The sequence below is a fragment of the Andreprevotia sp. IGB-42 genome, from assembly GCF_009848685.1.
GTDB lineage: Bacteria > Pseudomonadota > Gammaproteobacteria > Burkholderiales > Chitinibacteraceae > Andreprevotia.
The window spans coordinates 1-5,654 of sequence record NZ_WXTX01000033.1; the positions used below are offsets into that span (position 1 = coordinate 1).

2 tRNA genes and 3 rRNA genes are annotated in these 5,654 nt (G+C 51.9%); all 5 read right to left on the bottom strand.

From position 1 onward, the window contains the following. Nucleotides 1–67 precede the first annotated feature (67 nt). Nucleotides 68–180, bottom strand: a 5S ribosomal RNA gene (gene rrf, locus IGB42_RS21665). Between the two features lie 207 nt (nucleotides 181–387). Next, a 23S ribosomal RNA gene (locus IGB42_RS21670) occupies nucleotides 388–3,277 on the bottom strand. Nucleotides 3,278–3,564: 287 nt separating this feature from the next. Continuing rightward, a tRNA-Ala gene (locus tag IGB42_RS21675) sits at nucleotides 3,565–3,640 on the bottom strand. A 14-nt stretch (nucleotides 3,641–3,654) separates the two neighbouring features. Further along, nucleotides 3,655–3,731 (bottom strand) — tRNA-Ile (locus IGB42_RS21680). A gap of 93 nt (nucleotides 3,732–3,824) precedes the next feature. Then, nucleotides 3,825–5,358, bottom strand: a 16S ribosomal RNA gene (locus IGB42_RS21685). The 16S, 23S and 5S rRNA genes sit together here with 2 tRNA genes alongside, the layout of an rRNA operon. Nucleotides 5,359–5,654: the final 296 nt, after the last annotated feature.

Genomic DNA, 5,654 nt, shown 5'->3' on the forward strand with positions numbered 1-5,654 from the left:
CGTGCTGCGCACTTCCCGCCACCCCAAAGCAAAAACCCCCAGCCGGAGCTGGGGGTTCGCATGGGGAGTCTGGCGATGACCTACTTTCACACGGGTATCCGCACTATCATCGGCGCAAAGTCGTTTCACGGTCCTGTTCGGGATGGGAAGGCGTGGGGCCAACTCGCTATGGTCGCCAGACGTAACTGGTTGAGTTACGACTGTAATACTAGTCATATCTCCGAATTCAATAGAAGAAGCAGTCTTCACTACAATCGTCTCGCAGCACCGATTCCTCAGCACCCCGCGACGCTCAAATTTAGCTTTACTTGATCTCGACTTTCATCTCGATCGGGTCTGATTGCAACTCGCAAACCTACCATCAGCACTCATCGCGCTTCAGGTTATAGGATCAAGCCGCACGGGCAATTAGTATCGGTTAGCTTAACGCATTACTGCGCTTCCACACCCGACCTATCAACGTGGTGGTCTTCCACGACCCTTCAGAAGGCTTAAAGCCCAGGGAAATCTCATCTCGAGGCTAGTTTCGCGCTTAGATGCTTTCAGCGCTTATCTATTCCGCATTTAGCTACCCGGCGATACCACTGGCGTGATAACCGGTACACCAGAGATGCGTCCACTCCGGTCCTCTCGTACTAGGAGCAGCCCCCCTCAAATTTCCAACGCCCACTGCAGATAGGGACCAAACTGTCTCACGACGTTTTGAACCCAGCTCACGTACCACTTTAAATGGCGAACAGCCATACCCTTGGGACCGGCTACAGCCCCAGGATGTGATGAGCCGACATCGAGGTGCCAAACTCCGCCGTCGATGTGAACTCTTGGGCGGAATCAGCCTGTTATCCCCGGAGTACCTTTTATCCGTTGAGCGATGGCCCTTCCATACAGAACCACCGGATCACTATGTCCTGCTTTCGCACCTGCTCGACTTGTCGGTCTCGCAGTCAAGCCACCTTGTGCCATTACACTATCAGTACGATGTCCGACCGTACCTAGGTGACCTTCGAGCTCCTCCGTTACACTTTGGGAGGAGACCGCCCCAGTCAAACTGCCTACCATACACGGTCCCCGATCCGGATAACGGACCAAGGTTAGAACCTCAAAGGGGTCAGGGTGGTATTTCAAGGACGGCTCCATGAGAACTAGCGTCCTCACTTCAAAGCCTCCCACCTATCCTACACAAACCACTTCAAAGTCCAATGTAAAGCTACAGTAAAGGTTCACGGGGTCTTTCCGTCTAGCAGCGGGGAGATTGCATCTTCACAAACATTTCAACTTCGCTGAGTCTCAGGAGGAGACAGTGTGGCCATCGTTACGCCATTCGTGCGGGTCGGAACTTACCCGACAAGGAATTTCGCTACCTTAGGACCGTTATAGTTACGGCCGCCGTTTACTGGGGCTTCGATCAAGAGCTTGCACCCCATCACTTAACCTTCCAGCACCGGGCAGGCGTCACACCCTATACGTCGACTTTCGTCTTTGCAGAGTGCTGTGTTTTTGATAAACAGTCGCAGCCACCTTTTCACTGCAACCTCTTCACGCTCCACGAGCAAGTCGCTTCACGCTACAGAGGCACACCTTCTCCCGAAGTTACGGTGTCAATTTGCCGAGTTCCTTCTCCTGAGTTCTCTCAAGCACCTTAGAATTCTCATCCTGCCCACCAGTGTCGGTTTGCGGTACGGTCAATTCTTGGCTGAAGCTTAGTGGCTTTTCCTGGAAGCATAGGATCAATCACTTCGGTCTCAATGAGACCTCGTCATCACGCCTCAGTGTTAACAGGGATCCGGATTTGCCTAAATCCCCCACCTACACGCTTAAACCGGGACATCCAACACCCGGCTGACCTACCTTTCTCCGTCCCCACATCGCACCAAGAATCGGTACAGGAATATTAACCTGTTTTCCATCGACTACGCTTTTCAGCCTCGCCTTAGGGGCCGACTCACCCTACGCCGATTAACGTTGCGTAGGAAACCTGGGGCTTTCGGTGAACGGGCTTTTCACCCGTTTTAACGCTACTCATGTCAGCATTCGCACTTCCGATACCTCCAGCAGCCTTCTCAAGCCACCTTCACAGGCGTACGGAACGCTCCCCTACCATATGTGTAAACACATATCCGCAGCTTCGGTTCATAGTTTGAGCCCCGTTACATCTTCCGCGCAGGACGACTCGACCAGTGAGCTATTACGCTTTCTTTAAATGATGGCTGCTTCTAAGCCAACATCCTGGCTGTCTGTGCCTTCCCACCTCGTTTTCCACTTAACTATGCATTTGGGACCTTAGCTGGCGGTCTGGGTTGTTTCCCTCTTGACACCGGACGTTAGCACCCGATGTCTGTCTCCCAAGCTCGCACTTAACGGTATTCAGAGTTTGCCATGGTTTGGTAAGTCGCGATGACCCCCTAGCCATAACAGTGCTTTACCCCCGTTAGTGATACTTGAGGCACTACCTAAATAGTTTTCGGGGAGAACCAGCTATTTCCAAGTTTGTTTAGCCTTTCACCCCTATCCACAGCTCATCCCCTAATTTTGCAACATTAGTGGGTTCGGACCTCCAGTGCGTGTTACCGCACCTTCATCCTGGCCATGGATAGATCACTTGGTTTCGGGTCTACGCCCAGCAACTATGCGCCCTATTCGGACTCGGTTTCCCTACGCCTCCCCTATTCGGTTAAGCTCGCTACTGAACGTAAGTCGCTGACCCATTATACAAAAGGTACGCAGTCACGGAACAAGTCCGCTCCCACTGTTTGTATGCATCCGGTTTCAGGTTCTATTTCACTCCCCTCCCGGGGTTCTTTTCGCCTTTCCCTCACGGTACTGGTTCACTATCGGTCGATTACGAGTATTTAGCCTTGGAGGATGGTCCCCCCATATTCAGACAGGATTTCTCGTGTCCCGCCCTACTTGTCGTACGCTTAGTACCACCATTGTATTTTCACCTACGGGGCTATCACCCGCTATGGCCAGCCTTTCCATACTGTTCGGTTAACACAACGACTATCACGTACAGGCTCTTCCCATTTCGCTCGCCACTACTTTGGGAATCTCGGTTGATTTCTTTTCCTTCAGCTACTTAGATGTTTCAGTTCGCTGAGTTCGCTTCTCATGACCTATGTATTCAGTCATGGATACACCAAAAGGTGTGGGTTTCCCCATTCGGATACGTCCGGATCAAAGCTCCATTGCCAGCTCCCCGAACCTTTTCGCAGGCTTGCGCGTCCTTCATCGCCTGTAATCGCCAAGGCATCCACCAGATGCACTTATTCGCTTGATCCTATAACCTCAAACACGTCAAGGTCATAGCATGTTTGCACGTTTCACGAACCGCGTTTTGGCCCGCTTCACGTCGATACAATCAAACCCAATTTAAATCTAAATTTGAGTCTTGCTTCTTCTATTTTGTTAAAGATCAAGATACAGCGCTTTCACACGCTCTAACTGAAGCAGTCAGAACACAATATTTTTGACACAGCAAAAACACTGACTTCTGGATACTTGCAATCACGGAAATACATCGACTCATCCGATTGGCTTGCGGGTTTAATATTGCTCACCGCAAGGTGGTGGAGGTTGACGGGATCGAACCGACGACCCTCTGCTTGCAAAGCAGATGCTCTCCCAACTGAGCTAAACCCCCATCGAATCGAAACCTGGTGGGTCAGATAGGAATCGAACCTATGACCCCCGCCTTATCAAGACGGTGCTCTAACCGACTGAGCTACTGACCCAGCTTTCCAACCGAGTCCGCAGCTCGCGCCGCGTCTCCGTATCTTTAAAATCTACAGCCGATGAGTGTGAGTACTTGAATCAGACTTTCTCTGAAAGGAGGTGATCCAGCCGCAGGTTCCCCTACGGCTACCTTGTTACGACTTCACCCCAGTCATGAATCCTACCGTGGTAACCGGGCTCCCGAAGGTTACCCTAGCTACTTCTGGTAAAACCCACTCCCATGGTGTGACGGGCGGTGTGTACAAGGCCCGGGAACGTATTCACCGCGACATGCTGATCCGCGATTACTAGCGATTCCGACTTCATGCACTCGAGTTGCAGAGTGCAATCCGGACTACGATCGGTTTTATGAGATTGGCTCCCCCTCGCGGGTTGGCGACCCTCTGTACCGACCATTGTATGACGTGTGAAGCCCTGGTCATAAGGGCCATGAGGACTTGACGTCATCCCCACCTTCCTCCGGTTTGTCACCGGCAGTCCCATTAAAGTGCTCAACTGAATGGTAGCAACTAATGGCAAGGGTTGCGCTCGTTGCGGGACTTAACCCAACATCTCACGACACGAGCTGACGACAGCCATGCAGCACCTGTGTTCGAGTTCCTTGCGGCACTCCCAAATCTCTTCGGGATCCTCGACATGTCAAGACCAGGTAAGGTTTTTCGCGTTGCATCGAATTAATCCACATCATCCACCGCTTGTGCGGGCCCCCGTCAATTCCTTTGAGTTTTAATCTTGCGACCGTACTCCCCAGGCGGTCTACTTCTCGCGTTAGCTGCGTTACTAAGGACCGAAATCCCCAACAACTAGTAGACATCGTTTAGGGCGTGGACTACCAGGGTATCTAATCCTGTTTGCTCCCCACGCTTTCGTGCATGAGTGTCAGTATTAGGCCAGGGGGTTGCCTTCGCCATCGGTGTTCCTCCGCATCTCTACGCATTTCACTGCTACACGCGGAATTCCACCCCCCTCTCCCATACTCTAGCGAGCCAGTCACAATCGCAGTTCCCAGGTTGAGCCCGGGGATTTCACGACTGTCTTAACAAGCCACCTGCGCACGCTTTACGCCCAGTAATTCCGATTAACGCTTGCACCCTACGTATTACCGCGGCTGCTGGCACGTAGTTAGCCGGTGCTGATTCTTCCGGTACTGTCATCCCCGACCTGTATTAAAAGTCAGGATTTCCTCCCGGACAAAAGGGCTTTACAACCCGAAGGCCTTCTTCACCCACGCGGAATTGCTGGATCAGACTTTCGTCCATTGTCCAAGATTCCCCACTGCTGCCTCCCGTAGGAGTCTGGGCCGTGTCTCAGTCCCAGTGTGGCGGGTCGTCCTCTCAGACCCGCTACTGATCGTCGCCTTGGTAGGCTTTTACCCTACCAACTAGCTAATCAGGCATCGGCCGCTCCAATAACGTGAGGTCTTGCGATCCCCCACTTTCCCCCTCAGGGCGTATGCGGTATTAGCACTCCTTTCGGAGAGTTATCCCCCATTACTGGGTACGTTCCGATGTATTACTCACCCGTTCGCCACTAACTTGCGGAGCAAGCCCCGCAAATCCGTTCGACTTGCATGTGTAAAGCATTCCGCCAGCGTTCAATCTGAGCCAGGATCAAACTCTTTAGTTCAATCTCTGTTACTTATACTCGCGCTTACAAAACTCAAAACCAACCCAATCGCTTGGGCTAGCTTTTACATCTGTGTAAGTGCTTGATGTCTTCTTCAAGCACTCACACTCATCGGCTGTAATTTGTTAAAGATCGCTTGCTGCGCCACCCGAAAACTCTGCTAAACTCTTCGTTTCGCTTCGTGTTTCGCTGTGTCTGCAGCGGAGAAACCGAAATATACGCAGGCCAGACAAAGTCGTCAACACCCCCGGCGAAAAATCTTCAACAAACACCCTAAGTCGCTGATCTGTAACACA